Origin of the sequence: Rhodovastum atsumiense, from assembly GCF_937425535.1 — a bacterium.
In the GTDB taxonomy this organism is placed as follows: Bacteria; Pseudomonadota; Alphaproteobacteria; order Acetobacterales; family Acetobacteraceae; genus Rhodovastum; species Rhodovastum atsumiense.
Genome location: NZ_OW485601.1, coordinates 1889936 through 1905339 on the forward strand (window position 1 = coordinate 1889936; position 15404 = coordinate 1905339).

General features: G+C 66.3%; 20 protein-coding genes and 1 tRNA gene. 9 read left to right on the plus strand and 12 right to left on the minus strand.

Annotated features, from left to right (window positions below; genetic code table 11):
• Positions 1-4 precede the first annotated feature (4 nt).
• Positions 5-421 (minus strand): helix-turn-helix domain-containing protein, encoded by a 417-nt coding sequence (locus NBY65_RS08505; RefSeq protein WP_150040590.1) that lies wholly within the window; start codon positions 419-421, stop codon positions 5-7.
• Positions 422-866: 445 nt separating this feature from the next.
• Positions 867-1705 (minus strand): IS5 family transposase gene (locus NBY65_RS08510; RefSeq protein ID WP_250265759.1). Its coding sequence is split into 2 segments (ribosomal slippage): positions 867-1321 and positions 1321-1705, totalling 840 coding nucleotides; the frame shifts between segments, so codons are not numbered across the junction.
• Positions 1706-1762: 57 nt separating this feature from the next.
• Here NBY65_RS08510 and NBY65_RS08515 point away from each other — a divergent pair.
• Positions 1763-2128, plus strand: a complete 366-nt coding sequence (locus NBY65_RS08515) for an argininosuccinate lyase (protein WP_150042441.1) — start codon at positions 1763-1765, stop codon at positions 2126-2128.
• Positions 2129-2198: 70 nt separating this feature from the next.
• Here NBY65_RS08515 and NBY65_RS08520 read toward each other — a convergent pair whose 3' ends face one another.
• The 5 genes from NBY65_RS08520 to NBY65_RS08540 form a co-directional block, all read right to left on the minus strand.
• Positions 2199-2423, minus strand: a complete 225-nt coding sequence (locus NBY65_RS08520) for a hypothetical protein (RefSeq protein WP_150042442.1) — start codon at positions 2421-2423, stop codon at positions 2199-2201.
• 633 nt (positions 2424-3056) lie between these two features.
• Positions 3057-3845 carry an SDR family NAD(P)-dependent oxidoreductase gene (locus NBY65_RS08525; protein ID WP_150042443.1) on the minus strand — a complete coding sequence of 263 codons (789 nt, stop codon included), beginning with the start codon at positions 3843-3845 and terminating at the stop codon, positions 3057-3059.
• Between the two features lie 42 nt (positions 3846-3887).
• Positions 3888-5027 (minus strand): acetoin dehydrogenase dihydrolipoyllysine-residue acetyltransferase subunit, encoded by a 1140-nt coding sequence (locus NBY65_RS08530; RefSeq protein WP_150042444.1) that lies wholly within the window; start codon positions 5025-5027, stop codon positions 3888-3890.
• Positions 5024-6046 (minus strand): alpha-ketoacid dehydrogenase subunit beta, encoded by a 1023-nt coding sequence (locus NBY65_RS08535; RefSeq protein WP_150042445.1) that lies wholly within the window; start codon positions 6044-6046, stop codon positions 5024-5026. Before NBY65_RS08535 ends, NBY65_RS08530 begins: the two co-directional genes overlap by 4 nt.
• A 21-nt stretch (positions 6047-6067) precedes the next feature.
• Positions 6068-7033 carry a thiamine pyrophosphate-dependent dehydrogenase E1 component subunit alpha gene (locus NBY65_RS08540; protein ID WP_150042446.1) on the minus strand — a complete coding sequence of 322 codons (966 nt, stop codon included), beginning with the start codon at positions 7031-7033 and terminating at the stop codon, positions 6068-6070.
• 476 nt (positions 7034-7509) lie between these two features.
• Here NBY65_RS08540 and NBY65_RS08545 point away from each other — a divergent pair, with 476 nt between their 5' ends.
• Positions 7510-8499 (plus strand): helix-turn-helix domain-containing protein, encoded by a 990-nt coding sequence (locus tag NBY65_RS08545; RefSeq protein WP_150042447.1) that lies wholly within the window; start codon positions 7510-7512, stop codon positions 8497-8499.
• A 662-nt stretch (positions 8500-9161) separates the two neighbouring features.
• Positions 9162-9755, plus strand: a complete 594-nt coding sequence (locus tag NBY65_RS08550; protein ID WP_150042448.1) for a hypothetical protein — start codon at positions 9162-9164, stop codon at positions 9753-9755.
• Positions 9756-10010: 255 nt separating this feature from the next.
• Here the strand turns inward: NBY65_RS08550 and NBY65_RS08555 are convergent.
• A tRNA-Ala gene (locus NBY65_RS08555) sits at positions 10011-10086 on the minus strand.
• Between the two features lie 172 nt (positions 10087-10258).
• On the opposite strand from NBY65_RS08555, the gene NBY65_RS08560 reads away from it, so the two are divergent.
• The 3 genes from NBY65_RS08560 to folD are packed head-to-tail and all read left to right on the plus strand — an operon-like array spanning position 10259 to position 11739.
• On the plus strand, positions 10259-10576 hold the full coding sequence (locus tag NBY65_RS08560; protein ID WP_338110427.1) for a YggT family protein: 318 nt from the start codon (positions 10259-10261) through the stop codon (positions 10574-10576).
• A 21-nt stretch (positions 10577-10597) separates the two neighbouring features.
• Positions 10598-10900 carry a DUF167 family protein gene (locus tag NBY65_RS08565; protein ID WP_150042449.1) on the plus strand — a complete coding sequence of 101 codons (303 nt, stop codon included), beginning with the start codon at positions 10598-10600 and terminating at the stop codon, positions 10898-10900.
• The gene (gene folD / locus NBY65_RS08570) at positions 10897-11739 is read left to right on the plus strand and encodes a bifunctional methylenetetrahydrofolate dehydrogenase/methenyltetrahydrofolate cyclohydrolase FolD (protein ID WP_150042450.1); all 843 of its coding nucleotides are present in this window, start codon (positions 10897-10899) and stop codon (positions 11737-11739) included. Before NBY65_RS08565 ends, folD begins: the two co-directional genes overlap by 4 nt.
• A 48-nt stretch (positions 11740-11787) precedes the next feature.
• Here folD and NBY65_RS08575 read toward each other — a convergent pair whose 3' ends face one another.
• Positions 11788-11955 (minus strand): DUF1674 domain-containing protein, encoded by a 168-nt coding sequence (locus NBY65_RS08575; RefSeq protein ID WP_239002900.1) that lies wholly within the window; start codon positions 11953-11955, stop codon positions 11788-11790.
• Between the two features lie 215 nt (positions 11956-12170).
• Between NBY65_RS08575 and NBY65_RS08580 the strand changes: the two genes are divergently transcribed.
• Positions 12171-13127: a hypothetical protein gene (locus NBY65_RS08580; RefSeq protein WP_150042452.1), complete on the plus strand. Its 957-nt coding sequence runs from the start codon at positions 12171-12173 to the stop codon at positions 13125-13127.
• Positions 13128-13137: 10 nt separating this feature from the next.
• Here NBY65_RS08580 and ccmE read toward each other — a convergent pair whose 3' ends face one another.
• The 3 genes from ccmE to NBY65_RS08595 are packed head-to-tail and all read right to left on the minus strand — an operon-like array spanning position 13138 to position 14577.
• Positions 13138-13644, minus strand: coding sequence for a cytochrome c maturation protein CcmE (gene ccmE / locus NBY65_RS08585; RefSeq protein WP_150042453.1), 507 nt, complete (start codon positions 13642-13644; stop codon positions 13138-13140).
• Positions 13641-13805, minus strand: coding sequence for a heme exporter protein CcmD (gene ccmD / locus NBY65_RS08590; protein WP_150042454.1), 165 nt, complete (start codon positions 13803-13805; stop codon positions 13641-13643). Before ccmD ends, ccmE begins: the two co-directional genes overlap by 4 nt.
• 4 nt (positions 13806-13809) lie before the next feature.
• Entirely contained in the window at positions 13810-14577 is a 768-nt protein-coding gene (locus NBY65_RS08595) for a heme ABC transporter permease (RefSeq protein ID WP_239002901.1), read from the minus strand.
• 101 nt (positions 14578-14678) lie between these two features.
• Between NBY65_RS08595 and NBY65_RS08600 the strand changes: the two genes are divergently transcribed.
• Positions 14679-14972 carry a YciI family protein gene (locus NBY65_RS08600; protein ID WP_150042456.1) on the plus strand — a complete coding sequence of 98 codons (294 nt, stop codon included), beginning with the start codon at positions 14679-14681 and terminating at the stop codon, positions 14970-14972.
• Positions 14972-15385: an EVE domain-containing protein gene (locus tag NBY65_RS08605; protein ID WP_150042457.1), complete on the plus strand. Its 414-nt coding sequence runs from the start codon at positions 14972-14974 to the stop codon at positions 15383-15385. The genes NBY65_RS08600 and NBY65_RS08605 overlap by 1 nt, the downstream gene beginning before the upstream one ends.
• Positions 15386-15404: the final 19 nt, after the last annotated feature.

Consider the following 15404-nt stretch of genomic DNA (forward strand, 5'->3'; position numbering starts at 1 on the left):
GGGGTCAGCCCTTCCGACGACGCTTCGCCGTCGTGACTTCAGGTTCCGGCTCAGGGCCCGCCATCTTGTGCAGCACCCGCAGGATCGCGGCGCGCGAAGAGACGTCCAGGCGACGATAGGCGCGCAGCAAGGCTTCCTCATCCCCGGCCAGCAGCCCCAGCGAGCCCTGGTCTTCCTCGAGCAGTTCGGGCGGCGGCTGGGTGTCCGGATCCAGGCCGACAAGATACGACACGGACGTCTCCAACGCTTCGGCAAGCCGGACCAGCCGCCGCCCCCGCGGCACCGGCTGCTTGCCCGCCTGCAACCTGAACAGGAAATCCGGCGGAAGCCCCGCCCGCCGGCACGCCTCTTCAGCAGGGATATCGAGGCGCTCCAGCCGGCTTTCTATCCGCTCGACCATTGGCGGAATGTCAATATCCATGCGCGCCCTCTCCACTGCCTCCCTGCCACGCCCCGAAGCGGCCACGGCCTGGTCAACTGTTCCCGGAGGATCGCCGTGCAATGCCGGTGACACCGCCGAGGTTTCCGGCGTCCCGCCTTCGGTGGTTGGTGTCCCCAGGTGCCCCGAGTGCAGATACGCATGCGACGCAGGGCATCACATCAAATACGACGCATATTTGCAATGATTTGCAGGATATTTTCGGAATCTGGCGTGTTTCAGCCGGCAACCTCTGAATTTACAAACACGATGAAATACGATTATAAAATACATCCAATTTTGATATGGATTGGCAGCAATATTTATTTATTGTGCGTGATATTCAAATAATCTTCCATAATTTTCAGAGTTGACGCTTGTTATTTGATTATTTATTCTTGAATAATGCACCACTTTACAAGGATGTCCCAGTGTCTGTCCGAGAAGTTCATGCGGGTTGGCAGAGCCTTCGGACCATCAGGCGAATTGAGGCGAGTCGCAGGAATGCGAGCGCCTTGCGGTTCAGGTTCTCCCAGTCCTTGGCGAGGCGGCGGCAACGGTTGAGCCAGCCGATCGTGCGCTCGACGATCCAGCGTTTCGGCAACACCACAAAGCCGTTGGCGGCATCGGCCCGACGGACGATCTCCAGCTTGACCTGCCGCAGGAGACGCTTCACTGCCGCCTCGAACTTGGGGCCTTGGTAGGCCGCATCAGCGTAGAGCCTGCGCAGGAACGGGAACAGGCCGAACAGGGCGGCCAACAGCAGGACGCCGCCGTCCCGATCCTGCAGGTCGGCGGCATGCACGATCGCCTCCAGCACGAAGCCCTCGGTATCTACGAGAATATGGCGCTTCTTGCCCCTGATCTTCTTGCCCGAATCGTACGCAGGCGGATCGATCGACTTCCCCCTTTTTCGGCGCTTTTCACGCTCTGGCTGTCGATGATCGCGGCCGTCGGGCTGGCCTCACGCCCAGCCTGTTCGCGGCATTGCACGTAGAGCGCATGATGGATGCGCTTCAGCGTGCCGTCCCATTCCCAGCGGTCGAAATAACCCCACAGCGTGCTGCGCGGTGGCAGGTCCTTCGGGATCGCCCGCCATTGGCAACCGGTGCTCAGGATGTACATCAGCCCGTTGACGATCTCCCGCTCGTCGACACTGCGTGTGGCACCACCATGCTTGGCCGGCGGAATCAACGGTGCCACCAACGCCCATTCAGCGTCGGTCAGGTCGCTCTCATAGCGCAGACCGCTACGATCGTAGCGGGCTCGGTTCTCCTTGGTCCACATACGAGGAAACTGGTAACTCATTACCCAAATTCAAGATCCTCGCGGACAGACACCCAGATGCACATCACGGCAATGTCCGCAATCGTGCTGGCTTCTCTTGCCGGCGTGGCGCACGCAGAAGGGGCAAAGCAAGACTTCACCCTGATCAATAAGACCGGCTATGAACTCAGTGAGGTCTACGTCTCCCCCAGCAAATCCAACGATTGGCAGGAAGACGTCCTCGGCCGGGACACCCTGGGTGACGGCGAGCGCACCAATATCCATTTCTCCCGGAACACCAGCACCTGCCGCTGGGACCTGAAGGTGGTCTATACGGTGGACAGTTCCAGCGCGGTCTGGAGCAACATCGATCTTTGCTCAGTCAGCAAGATCACCATCCGCTACGACAAGAACAATGACGTGACCCGCGCTTCCTTCGAATAATCACCGTGCTGCCATTCTGGCGCCGGCAGCAACACTTGCATTCTCCAACATTGAACGGTCCGGCCGGGCTTCAGTATCGATCCCGGTCGGACCTGCGATAGCGTTTGCCATGTGACGCACGACGGCCGTCGTGCTTGTCATTGTCGCTGGCCAGAACGGCACCAAGCAATGCCGCCGCCCCAACGAGGGCGACGATCCCGACCACCTCGCCCGTGGAATCTTCTTCGTAGACGGGATTTCCATACCTGTCGTAACCGGCCAGCCGCTGCGCGCATCCCGTCAGCAGCATGACCATCGCGAGCGGCAGACAAAGCCTGCGCATTATGGCCGCCCTACCGCCAATGCCATTGACCGGAACGGTGGCCGCAGACCCACTGCGCCCCATAATAGGGCGGCGGATAATAAGGCCGCATATACGGCCCGCAGGGCCCGTACTGGCGTGGCGGCGGTTCATAGTAACCGCGGGGACGAGCATACGGCCGGTCGGCATACGGCCGGTCAGGCGGCGGCGGGTACCATTGCGCCAGGGCCGCATGGGCGGAAAACGCCACCCAAAGCCCGCCGAGCAACAGCGGGGCCAGTTTCTTCACGACCACGTTCCTTACCGTCAGGAATCCATTCGACGATTCCGCAGCAAACAACGCGACGCCCCGCGAAATCAGATCAGCAGAATAATAATCTGATATGACTTAGCCGTAAAGAATTTCGATGGACCAAGATAAATTACATTTAAGCATTATTTAATAAATAATCTTTGTTGCGCAGACATATGCTATTTGTAAGAATTATTTTGCCGGACCGAGAATGCCAGCCAGGATTCGGCCAACACCGGCTGGCAAAGGTCTGGAATATGGGCCGTGGCAAGGACCGGTGTGCCGGCGCAGGCCAGCAACGCTTTCAGTCCTTGCCCCGGCCTCCGACGGTCGGCTCAGACCAGAACCATGCCGCCATCGACCAGCAGCGACTGGCCCGTCATGTAATCCGAATCCGAGGACGCCAGGAAGCGGGCCACCCCGAGCAGATCGTCGGGACGCGATGGCCGCCCCAGCAGGATGTCGCTGGAAAAACGCTCGAACGCCTCGTTCTCGCGGCTGGTCAGCCCCTCATCCTGGAAGCCCTTGTCGATCACCTTCCACATCTCGGTCGCCACCACGCCGGGGCAGATGGCATTGACGTTGATGCGATGCCGCCCGAAGGCGCGCGCCGCGGCCTGGGTGAGCGCCACCACGGCGAACTTGCTGGCGCAGTAATGGGCCAGCGGCTCGTAGCCCTGCTTGCCGGCAATCGAGGCGGTGTTGACGATCTTGCCGCCACCGCCCTGCGCCAGCATCTGCTTCACCGCCTCCTGCGTGCAGAGCAACACGCCCAGGGCGTTGACCGACATGACGCGGTCCCAGTCCGTCTCGGTGATGGACAGGAACGGGCGGGTCTGGGCGATGCCGGCATTGTTGAAAATCACGTCCAGCCGGCCGAAGCGATCGACGGTCGCCTGCACCATGGCACGGACGCTGTCGCGCCGTGCCACGTCAACCTCGACGCCAATCGCCGCGCCACCCTCCCCGGCAATGCCCTCGGCCACTGACCGCGCCCTGACGCCGTCCAGATCGGCGATGACGAGACGCGCGCCATCGGCGGCGAGGCCGCGCGCGATGGCCTCGCCAATGCCCCTGCCGGCGCCGGTGACGATGATCACCCGGCCCTGCACGCTGTTCGACATGGATCCCCCTGATTGTTGCTTCGTTGATGACCGCGCCCGGCCTCACCCCAGGGCGAGACCCAGGATCATCCGGTTGACCTCGGCGGACTTTTCCATGTGCGGCATGTGCCCGGCGCCCGGCAGGACCTGCACGCGCACGGAGCCAGGCAAGGACCGCGCCTGGGAGGCCGGGATGATCTCGTCCAGTTCGCCCCAGATCACCTGAACCGGAAGGTCGCCCAGTTCCGGCAGGCGTCCCGCCAGGATCTCCTGCTGTCGCCCGCCGCCGAAATTCGCCTCGGCGATGGCGCTCAGCGCCTCCTTCGCCCCGTCCAGGCGTTTGAACCGCAGCAGGTCCTCCACCATGTCGTGGCTGACCAGGGATTTGTCGGCGAAGAGCTTCTGCAGCACCGGTTGCAGTTGCTTGCGGCGACCGGCGGAAATGAAGTCGGCCGGAAACGCGCCATCGATCTCCGTCCCCAGCCCGGCCGGGGCGATCAGCGTCAGCGAGGCGACATGGGCCGGCTTGTCCAGCGCCGTGCGCAACGCCACCGCGCCGCCCAGGGAATGGCCGACCAGATGCGCCCTGGGAATGTCCTTCGCCGCCAGGAACGCCAGCAGCGCCCCGGAGAGCGCGGCGAGATCGCCCGCGCCGACCTGCTTGGAAGATCCGCCATGGCCGGGCAGATCCAGCGCGATGACCCGCACCTGCCCGGCCAAAGCGGGCTGGGTGAACAGCCAGTTGTTCAGGTCGCCGCCGAAGCCGTGGATCAGCACGATCGGACGGCCCTCATGGGCCTGCCCGAGTTCGAGATACCGAAGGCTGTGGCCGCCGGCCTCGATCGTGGCCGGGGCGGGCGCGCCCTGCGTCGCCTCCACCGACTGGCGGGTGACGAACTCCGCCTGGAAGCGGGTAACGAAGGCGTCGATCTCGACCTCCGGCACGGAGGGATCCGCCACGACGGCGATCAGCGCGCCGACCGGCAGGTCTTCCTGCTCCGGCGCGACGTGGCGACGCAGCACCCCGGCCACGGGGCTTTCATAGGCATTGGTGATCTTGGTGGTCTCGATATCGGCCAGTTCGTCACCCACCGCGACGGCCGCGCCTTCCGGCTTGGCCCAGGAGGCGATCTTGCCCTCCGTCATCGCCAGCCCGAACTTGGGCATGGTGATGGGGATGATGGCGCCGGTGCTCGTGCTCATGCCGCCTTCCTCGCCCGGCCCATCAGGCCCTGCACGGCCGCCTCGATCTTCTCCGCACTGGGGATGTAGGCATCCTCCAGATTGGGCGCGAAGGGCACCGGGACATGCGGCGGGCAGACCATGCGGATCGGCGCCTTCAGGGCGTCGAACGCCTCCTGTGCCACCAGGGCGGAGATGTCGGTGGCCATGTTGCAGCGCGGGCTCGCCTCGTCGACGATCACCAGCCGGCCGGTCGCTTCCACGCATTCCAGGATGGTGCCGGTATCGAGCGGCGAGGTGGTGCGCGGGTCCACCACGGTGCAGGAAATGCCCTGCTTCTCCAGCCGGTCCGCCGCGATGTTGGCCATGCCGACCATGCGGCCGAAGGCGACGATGGTGACGTCATCGCCCTCGCGGGTCAGGTTCGCCTCGCCGAAGGGAATGGTGTAGCTCTCGTCGGGAACTTCCTCCTCCTCGTCGTACTGCACCTTGTTCTCGAAGAAGATCACCGGGTCGTCGTCGCGGATGGCCTGGATCAGCAGCCCCTTCGCCTCATAGGCCGAGGACGGGATCACCACCTTCAGGCCGGGGATATGGGTGAAGACCGGATACAGGCACTGGCTGTGCTGGCTCGCCGCCCGGAAGCCCGCGCCATACATGGTGCGGATCACCATCGGCGTGCTTGCCTTGCCGCCGAACATGTAGCGAAACTTGGCTGCCTGGTTGAAGATCTGGTCGAAGCAGACGCCCATGAAGTCGACGAACATCAGCTCGGCGACCGGGCGCAGGCCGGTGGCGGCGGCGCCGGCCGCGGCGCCGACATAGGCGCTCTCGCTCAGCGGCGTGTCGAGCACGCGATCGCGGCCGAATTCCCCCACCAGCCCCTTGGTCACGCCGAGCACGCCGCCCCAGGCATCGTCCTCGCCCGGCGCGCCGGCGCCGCCGGCGATGTCCTCGCCCATCAGCACCACGGTCGGGTCACGCCGCATTTCCTGGCGCAGGGCCTCGTTGATGGCCTGGCGATAGCTTTTCCTGCTCATCGTTTTTCCTCCCCCTGTCGGTCAGTAGCTGACGTAGACGTCGGTCAGCAGCTCGGCCTCGGTGGGCAGCGGCGCGGCCTTGGCGTGGCGCACCGCGCCATCGACCTCCCCGGCGACCGCATGGTCCACGGCATCCAGATCCGCAGCCTGCAGCAACGCCGCATCGGTCACACGGCTGCGGAACCGCCTGAGGCAGTCCTGCCGTTCGCGCAACTGGTCCACCTCGCCGGGTGCGCGATAGGTCGTGGCGTCGCCTTCGAAATGCCCGTAGTAGCGGGCCAGCCGGACATGCAGCATGCTCGGCCCCTCGCCGGCACGGGCGCGGGCGATGGCGATGCCGGCGGCCTCGTGCACGGCGAAGAAGTCAAAGCCGTCGACTTCATGGCACGGCATGCCGAAGCCTTCGGCCCGCTTCGCCTGCGACCCGCCGACCGAATAGGACGAGGCGGTCGATTCCGCATAGCCGTTGTCCTCGACGACGAAGATCGCCGGCAGCTTCCAGATCGTGGCCAGGTTGTAGCTTTCCAGCGTCGTGCCCTGGTTCGAGGCGCCATCACCAAGAAACGCCACCGCCACCGCGCCGGTCTTCAGCACCTTCGCCGTCAGCGCCGCGCCGCAGATCAACGGCGGGCCGCCGCCGACGATGCCATTGGCGCCAAGCATGCCTTTCGAGAGATCGGCGATGTGCATCGATCCGCCCTTGCCGCCGCAGACGCCCTGCTTGCGGCCATAGATCTCGTGCATCATCCCCTCCACCGCGACGCCCTTGGCGATGCAGTGGCCATGACCGCGATGCGTGCTGGCGATGCTGTCCTGCTCGGTCAAATGCATGCACACCCCCGCCGCCGAGGCTTCCTCCCCGGCATAGAGATGCACGAAGCCCGGGATCTCACCGGTGGCGAACTCGATGTGCAGCCGCTCCTCGAAGTCGCGGATCGTCCGCATGATGCGGTAGGCGCGGAGCAGGTCCTCGCGGCTCATCTGCATTCCTGGAATCTCCCTGTGTGGAACTGTGTCGTTTCAGTCCGGCCGGAACCTGGAGTATCCGTACGGCCCAGGCCCAGGTGCGGAGGGAAGCGACGCGCCGTCATTGCACCGGCGCCACAGCCGTGCCGGGACAACGGATCGCATGCAGGCCGGTCGTGCCGGCTGGCCCTGGCGCAGGCCATGTCGCGCGTTACCTCCCATGGCCCCGGCCTGCGGCCGGGTGCGGCCGGTTTCCGGCTCGCCAGGGCGAAGTCAGGCGGATCTGCCCCGGGCGGGGGAAGGGAGAACCGCGCCGGCATCGTCAATATTTTCGTGTACCGGGGAAAGTGTCGCGCATCTGCGACAACCGGGGCGCAAACCAATGATGCTGCGGCGCGGCATTTCCGCTGTCGCGCACGCGATGTGTTCCATCCGGGACCTGACCATGCCAACAATTCCCGCGACCGTCCCCCAGAGACGGCGCAGGAGAGGAAACCATGGCCCGTACCAGTGCGGCGCATCATGCCGACCGGGTTCTTGCCGTGCTGCAACAGCCCGCGGAAGCCGACGGGATCGCCGCGTCCTGGCGCCGCTGTCTGCTGCAGCATCGCCTCGATCCCGAACATCCCCACCCGCCCACCCTGCTCAGCAACCTGGAACTGCGCTACGTCCGCGGCCATGCCGGCCGGCTCATGCGCGTCGCCGATCCGGAACTGGACCGGCTGCACGGCCTGGTGCACGGCATCGGCTATTCCGTGCTGATGACGAATCGTCAGGGCGCGGTCATTGCCCGGCGCGTGGCGGAGCGGGACGAACGCGGCTGCCGGGACTGGCGGCTCTGGACCGGCGCGCTCTGGAGCGAGGAAGTCGAAGGCACCAACGGCGTCGGCACCTGCCTCGCCGAGGAACGCCCGGTCAGCGTCCATCGCGACCAGCATTTCCGCCGCCGCCACACCGCGTTGACCTGCACCGTGACGCCGCTTTTCGATGCCGCGGGACGGCTGGCCGGGGCGCTCGACATTTCCTGCTTCCGGCCCGGCCCGGAAGGCTGCATCCTGCCGCTGGCCATGGCCGCCGTGCAGGAAGCCGCGCGGCGGATCGAGGCGGCATATTTCCACGACATCCATGCGCGGTTCCTGATCCTGGCGCTGCCGCGGCCCCAGGATGGTCGCACTGACGACACCTCCGTGCCGTTACTGGCCTTGGATGCGGATCGCCGGATCCAGGGCGCGACACGGGCGGCCCGCGCCGCCCTGCGGTTGGACGATGCCGCGCTGGAACGCGGGGTGAGCATCACCGGAGCCCTGGACGGGTTGCAGGCCGAGCCCAGGACCTTCAGGGCGGCGGAACGTGGCGTCATCTCGGCGGCCCTGGCCCAGTCCCAGGGCCATGTGGGCCAGGCCGCATCCCTGCTGGGCATCAGCCGCGCGACGTTGCACCGCAAGATCCGGGCCCTCGGCTTGCAGCGGGCGGACGGCTTTCGTTGACACGGACGCGGTCCGCGCCGTCGTCAGGCGGGACGCAGAGGATGCAGGCAGGGCCTCAGCGCAGGATCACGTGCTGACGGAAGGCATTCATGGCTTGTCAGCTCCGGCCGTAAAGAGTGGCCGAAGAAAATGAAAGGCCCTGAAAAGCATAGACCCCCGTGCGCCCTTGGCGTCAAGCGGGGGTCATGGTGCGAAGAATAATCCTCGCACACTGGGCTTTATATCCCAGAGGAAACTTGGACTTTGACTGTCAGTCGCCGACGCCAAGCAGTTCGGCAACTAAAAATACCCCGGTGGAGTCATGCTATCTATTAGCCCTCCTTCTCTGTTTATGGTGAAACTGTGAGACCAGCCGCATCGGCTGTCAAGGATATTTCGGAAAGCGATCCCGGGAATGATTTCCGGCCGGGGCCTGGGCCGCCCGGACGTGCCGGCTTCTCAAATCGCCGCCTCCCATCTCGAAGACATCGGGTCACGACGAGGCTCGTCGGACGTTGCCCCCTCGCCCCCACCGGGCGCCATGACATCAAAGGGCCAGTGGGCACCGTGATGGGGTGCGAGCGCCAAGGCTGGTCATGCGCGTCGGTTCCCATCCAATATTGAAACGATTTCGTAACCAGACTAACCAGCGAATTCCGATTGATCGTGCAAGAGAGTTGGCCTTGGTCGAGCTGCCGCCTGAAATCTCTGTTCTCGAACAGGAAAACCAGGCGCTGCGGAAACGCATCGCCCGGTTGGAACAGGAGATTGCCTTCCTTCGCGGGCATCCCACCCTGGCAAGGGGAATGGCAGGGGAAACGCTTGTCGCCACTCTGACCGCCGGACTGTTGACGAAACCAACGGCGAGCGCCGATGTGGAAACACCCAGCGGCGCCATCCTGGAGGTCAAGTATTCCGCCCTGAACAAGCCACACCCCGCCGCAACGACCTTGCGATGGGTGTGGCAAAGGCCATTCGGAATGTTTGGGGCAAAGAAGTATGATTTTCTTATTCTGATCGGTGAAAAAGACACCCGCTGGTCCGATAGCTATAAAAACCGATCGAGCCCCTACGTGATGTTCTGCGTTCCATATTCCGACGTCGCACGGATCACGGTAGCTTCCGATGGGCAGGCAACCCGCGCGATTTTCCTGACCACGAATCCCGCAAAAGCCCGCTCATCAAAGGCCAGCGCTTTGTTCAGGGATTATGAAGTCACAGAGGACGAGCTCGTGACCCGGTTTGGCATTGACGCTCAACCAGGCCAAGGCATCTGACCGCCATTGGCACTCGGATTTCGTAACGGGTGCCTCTGATTTCCTGGCGCCATTACTTGCAGCAATGACCCGCGGTACAGCCTACGGCCCGCCCCCCGGTCACGACCTGCCTGACCCGGCCGGCGAAAGCTGCAGCGGCACGCAGCCGTGCAACCGCCGGGCGGGATGGATTGAAGGGCGGCAACCAGGTCCGTGCAGCACCTTGCGTGACAAGGCCGGGTCGCCACACGCCAAATGTCTGAAATTGCGGAATGGTGGTGGAGCTGAGGGGAATCGAACCCCTGACCTCCTCATTGCGAACGAGGCGCTCTCCCAACTGAGCTACAGCCCCATCCCGCTTCGACCACGACGCCGTGGCGTCGTGGGGGCGGAACATGCGCATGACGGGCGGCCAAGTCAAGCGCCCTCGTGCAAGGTTTCTGCGCGCGCTGCGCGAGGGGTGGCCGGTTGCGGAACGGCGCTTGCGCGGATAGCTTGCGCCCCGTTTGTTTGGGGACCTCTGCGTGATCACCATCCTGTTCCAGATACTGCAAGTCCTGCTGGATCTGTACCGCTGGGCCGTGATTCTGGCGGCGGTGTTCAGCCTGCTGCTCGCCTTCAATGTGCTGGACAGCCGCAACCGCTTGGTATGGACGATCGGCGACTTCCTCTACCGCGTGACCGAACCGGCGCTGCGACCGATTCGCAACCTGCTGCCGAGCTTCGGCAACATCGACATCAGCCCCATCATCCTGATCGTGCTGATCACGGTGGTGCAGATGATCCTGTCACGCGTCTATGCCGCGATCGTCTACGGGAACATCAGCGGGCTGCTGTTCTGATCCGCACCGGGGCGGGCGGCCATGGCTGAGTTCTGGCGCCCGGCCGCCGGCGGTGTCACGGTGGCGGTGAAGGTGCAACCGAAGTCACGCCGGCCCGGGCTGCAGGGCCGCGCCCCCTCGGCGAGCGGGGAACGGTTGCGCATCGGGGTCAGCGAGGCCGCCGAGGATGGCCGCGCCAACCGCGCCGCCTGCGCCACGCTGGCACGGGCGCTCGACCTGCCGGCCTCGGCGGTCGCCGTGGTCGCGGGGGCGACAAGCCGCGAGAAGACTTTGCACGTTCAGGGTGATCCTGACGCCATCGGACGAAGGCTGGAAACACTGTGACAGGCGTTCTGATCGACGGAAAGCAGGTGGCCGCTGCATTGCGGGCCGAGGTGGCGGCGAAGGTCGCGACCCTTCCCTACCAGCCAGGGCTGGCGGTGGTGCTGGTCGGGGACGACCCGGCCAGCGCCGTCTATGTCCGCAGCAAGGACCGGGCCGCCGCCGCCGCCGGCATCGCCGCCCGCACCATCCGCCTGCCCGCCGCCACCGCGCAGGCCGAACTGCTGGCGACGATCGCGGCCCTGAACGCCGATCCGACGGTGGACGGCATCCTGGTGCAACTGCCGCTGCCGCCGCAGATCGACGCTCGCGCGGTGATCGAGGCGATCGACCCGGCCAAGGACGTCGACGGCTTCCATCCGGTCAATGTCGGCCACCTGCACGAGGGCCGGCCCACGCTGGTACCCTGCACCCCGCTCGGCGTCATGAAGCTGCTGGCGAGCACCGGCGTCGCCCTGCGCGGCGCCCGCGCGCTGGTGCTCGGCCGCTCCGGCATCGTCGGCAAGCCGATGGCCGCCCTGCTGACCCAGGCGGATGCGACGGTCACGGTCGCGCATTCGCGCACCCGTGACCTCGCCGCCGAATGCCGCCGCGCCGAAGTGCTGGTGGCGGCCGTCGGCCGGCCGGAGATGGTGCGGGGCGACTGGGTGGCCGAAGGGGCGGTGGTGATCGATGTCGGCATCAACCGTCTGCCGGACGGGCGCCTCGTGGGCGATTGCGCCACCGCCGAATGCGCCGGCCGGGCCGCGGCGATCACCCCGGTGCCCGGCGGCGTCGGGCCAATGACGATCGCCTGCCTGCTCGAGAACACCCTGACGGCCGCGCAGGCACGGCGCGGCTGACCGAAGCCGGCCCGGTTTCGCCGGGCCGGCTTCAGCAACCGGGCCGGCTCAGAAATCGGTGCAGCGTCCCTTGTGCGCCCAGTCCCCGTAGCGCGTCGGCTCAGGGCCAGGGGCGCCGCCGATTTCCTTGGGCAGCTTCGGGGCCGCGGGCGCGGCCGGCGTTTGCCCGGTGGCTGGCGCGGGGTCGGGGGGTGACTGGGTCTCGGTATCGCTCATGCCGACCATGATTGGCCCGCCCGCTACTCCCGGCAACCCCTCCATGCCCTTCTGCCCTGCCGGTCCGCGACGGAGGAACGATCTTCACTTGCGTCGGGCGATAATTGCGGGAGGGATGCAACACTCTCGCGTGAAATCGCCCCTCGCCGGCTGGTGCCGCTTGCAGTGCCGCGGCGAAGGAGCAAAACCCGGTCGAAACGGATCACGGGGACCGCATGGCAGCGGCGCATGGTCAGAGACGGATGGGGCTGGGTGGTGCGGCCGTGGCACTGGGGCTGGTGCTGCATGCGCCGCCCGGCCGGGCCGAAACACCGCGCGGACAGACCCAGCCTGCCTTGCGCGCCATGACCATCGTCAACCACACCCAGGTCAATGTCAGCGAGCTGTACGTCTCTCCGGCAACGGTCGACCAATGGGGGTTCGACCGGCTGGGGGAAAGCCCCCTGCGGGCCGGCGGATCGTTGCGGATTCAGCTCGGCCGGTCGCGTGACTGCCTGTACGACGTGAAGGTGATCTACGAGGACGCCAGCCAGGAGGAACGCCGGGGGCAGAACATCTGCCGCAGCCGCCAGGTCGCCTTCGACGGCAGTGCCGCCATCGCGCCCCCGGAGATCGGGGCCGAGCATCGGATCACCCTGCTCAACCAGTCGGCGCGGCCGATCAAGCAGGTCTATCTCTCCGCGGCGGAGGCCGCACAATGGGGGGAGGACCGGCTCGCCGATGCCAGCCTCTCGGTCGGCGATGAGCGTGACCTGTCCTGGCGGGGGCCCTGCACCATGGACCTGCGGGTGGTGTTCGAGAACCGCTCGGCCGAGGAACGCCGCGACCTGGATCTGTGCGCCAGCGCGGCCCTGAGCATCGAGCCCGGCTGGACCACCGCCGACGTGCCGCCCCGGCCGAAGGACGGCCCGGCCACCGGCATCGTCGTGGTGAACCGCTCCGGCCGGCCGGTCACCGAACTGTATCTGCTGGCCGAGGGCACGCCGGCGAACAGCCGCGACCTGCTTGGCACCACGGTGCTGCCGGATGGCGGCACCATCACCCTGACGCTGGCCCGGACCACGAGTTGCCGCTACAGCGCCCACGTGGTGTTCAGCGGTCCAGACGCCGGCAGCGACATCGCCGGCGTGGACCTGTGCAAGACGACGCGAATCGAGATCCCGCCGCCCTGATGCGGATGGCTCAGCTACCGGCCTTGGTCTTCGGCACCAGGGTATTCCAGGTGGACGCGGGCGGCGGCGCCCCGTTCTCGGGGTTCCAGTGGCCCGACTTCTTCAGCGCCTCGGCCACTTCCCGGGGCATGTAGGTCTCGTCGTGCTTGGCCAGCACCTCGCTGGCCCGGAAGCCGCCGTCGGGCTGCAGCGCGCCGAGCGTCACCACGCCCTGGCCTTCCCGGAACAGGTCAGGGAGGATGCCGATATAGGTGACGGCCACCGCGGCGGCGCCATCGGTGATGCGGAAGCGCACGGCCGGCTTGCCGTCCTGGCGCAGCCGCTCGACGCTGCCGGCCTCCACCAGGCCGCCGAGGCGGAAGATGCGCCCGCCGGTGGGGGCCTTGGTGGCGACCTCCGAGGGCGCGACGAAGAAGACCATATTGTCGCTGAACGCGGTCAGCACCAGGGCCGTGGCGGTGCCGAGGCCAAGGCCGCAGACGAGCAGGAGGACGAGCCGACGGCGCTTGCGTGTCATGGGCGGTTCGCGGACCTCTGTTCCATGCGGGCTTCGCGCGGATCGATCGCCGCCAGACGCCGGCGCGCCCGTCGCATGCGGGCCCAGGCGTCGACGGTGAAGCCGCCGGCAACCAGCATGGTCAGACCGTAAGCGGCAATGATGTAGGTCAAATGGTCCATGGCCTCAGCCCGCCTCCTGTGCGCGCGCCATCAGCAGGCCGCGGATGCGCCGTTCCATCACCGCCGCCCGGGTGCGCATCAGCACGATGGCGACGAAACCGAAGGAAAAGCCCAGCGCGCAGAGCAGCAGCGGCCACAGCATGCCGACATACATGCTGGGCGCGCTGGTGAACTTGATGGTGGAAGGCTGGTGCAGGGTATTCCACCAGTCCACCGAGAACTTGATGATCGGCAGGTTGACCACGCCCACCAGGGCGAGGATCGCGCCGGCGCGGTAGCCGCGCTGCGGGTCGTCGAAGGCGCGCACCAGGGCGACATGGCCGAGATACAGGAAGAACAGCACCAGCACGGAGGTCAGCCGGGCATCCCACACCCACCACGCGCCCCACATCGGCTTGCCCCACAGGCTGCCGCTGGCCAGGCAGAGCGCGGTGAAGGCCGCCCCGACCGGTCCGATCTCGGCCGCCGCGAGGTCGGCGAGCGGATGCCGCCACACCAGCGACAGCACCGAGCACACGGCCAGCGAGAGATAGCCGAACGAGGCCAGCCAGGCCGAGGGCACATGCACGTACATGATCCGCACGGCGTCGCCCTGCTGCCAGTCGGCGGGGGCGAAGAACAGGCCCCAGGCGAAGCCGGTCAGCGTCAGGCCGAGGCCCAGCGCCGCCACCCAGGGCAGCACCAGCCCCGAGAGGCGCAGAAACCGGCCAGGATTGGCGAAGCGATGGAGGTTGCGGCCGGGCTGCGGCGGTGGGGTGATGCTGGCGTCCACGGGTAGGTTCCTTGCCATACGACACTAGCGCCGCGCGGGGGGCAGTTTGAAGCCGCCGGGCATTACCGTAATGTCATCGCCTCCTGACAAAGGAAAGCTCGATGCTGTTTGCCCTGATCTGCACTGACCGCCCCGGCAGGCTGGATACCCGCATGGCGACGCGGCCGGCGCATCTGGCCTATCTCGAAACCTACCAGTCCAAGCTGGCGCATGCCGGAGCCATGCTGGACGTGGACGGTCGCCCCTGCGGCTCGCTCCTGGTGATCGACGTCGCCGACCGCGCCGAGGCCGAAGGCTTCGCCGAGGGCGATCCCTACGCCAAGGCCGGGCTGTTCGAAAGCGTGATCATCCGGCCGTTCCGGGCGATCTTCAAGGACGGCGAGAAACTCGGCTGATGGCGTTCTGGCTGGTCAAATCGGAGCCGGACGCCTTCAGCTGGGACCAGCAGGTGGCCAACGGCACCGAGCCCTGGACCGGCGTGCGCAACCACCTGGCCCGCAACCACCTCAAGGCGATGCGGGCGGGGGATCTGGCGTTCTTCTACCACTCCAATATCGGCCGACAGATCGTCGGCGTGGTGGAAGTCGCGCGCGAAGCCTATCCGGACCCGACCGCCACGGAGGGCGACTGGGTCTCGGTGGACATGCGCACGGTGGGGCCGATGCCGGTGGCGGTGACGCTCGCGGCGATGAAGGCCGACCCGGCGCTGGAGGGGCTGGCGCTGATCCGCCAGTCCCGGCTGTCGGTGCTGCCGGTCTCGGCATCGCACTGGCAGCACATCTGCCGGCTTGGACACTGGCAAGCCTGAAGACGATCGCATGTGCGTG